2 protein-coding genes are annotated in these 834 nt (G+C 42.4%); one reads left to right on the plus strand and one right to left on the minus strand.

Features of this window, described 5'->3' with window-relative positions; genetic code table 11:
- Nucleotides 1-198: MAPEG family protein (locus A3756_RS01845; RefSeq protein ID WP_197481102.1), on the plus strand; the 198-nt coding region annotated here is incomplete at its 5' end.
- A gap of 17 nt (nt 199-215) precedes the next feature.
- Here the strand turns inward: A3756_RS01845 and A3756_RS01850 are convergent.
- Nucleotides 216-554 carry a hypothetical protein gene (locus tag A3756_RS01850; RefSeq protein ID WP_068507198.1) on the minus strand — a complete coding sequence of 113 codons (339 nt, stop codon included), beginning with the start codon at nt 552-554 and terminating at the stop codon, nt 216-218.
- Between the last annotated feature and the right edge of the window lie 280 nt (nt 555-834).

Genomic DNA, 834 nt, shown 5'->3' on the forward strand with positions numbered 1-834 from the left:
GGGGTTATACTCACTTATATCACGGATAGCGTTGGTCTTGTGTCAGTTGTCGCTGCTTGGTTGTATGTGGCTTTGCGGCTAGTACATTCTTTTGTCCACTTGGGTAACAACAATGTCAGCCTAAGGTTTGCGAGCTTTGCTGCGAGTATGATGGCTTTAGCAGTGTTGTGGCTCGCCATGTTGTTTGCGTTGGTATAGTACTCGTAAGCACTTGTTTATCTGTCACATCGCAGTAACTTGAAGCGTTGTTTTCCCTCAAGAATCTCTGACTCTGGCCAGATCGCATTTGCCTTTTGCTCAAATGCTGCGTTCTGTGCCAGAATTTGAAGTTCTTCACTTATGGCTTTATCACTTCGTGTAATAAAAGCGTTTTCTGTCGGTACACTCGCTTCAAATGTATTGATCAATTCGCAGTTCTCGTCATTGGCAAAGATGATGTGCTTGGCTCCAGGGTTTAGTTCAATAAATGAGCAGCCAGAGAGCGCTGTACCGAGTATGAGTGCAGTAAACTTTGAAGACCGTTTGACTGAGGGGTAGCTATATTTAAGCAGCATCGTTATCGTCCTTTATTGTGACTAACGCATAGCTGACTGAAGGCATTTCCTTGCATCCATTTATACGTTTTTGGTTGAGTTTCATTCTTCTTCAGGGATAATGCATGTCAGAAAATTGCTGTGCAGTTCGGACGATTAGTTTAATCCCTTGTCACAAACTATATAGCAGCGATATAAGCTTGTTTTCTATCGGTAATTTTTTCATGAGTTTACAGTATAAGATAGTGCCGGTAACGGCTTTTGAGCAGAACTGCTCAATTTTGTGGTGCGATCAGAGTAA

This window comes from Oleiphilus sp. HI0086 (genome assembly GCF_001635225.1).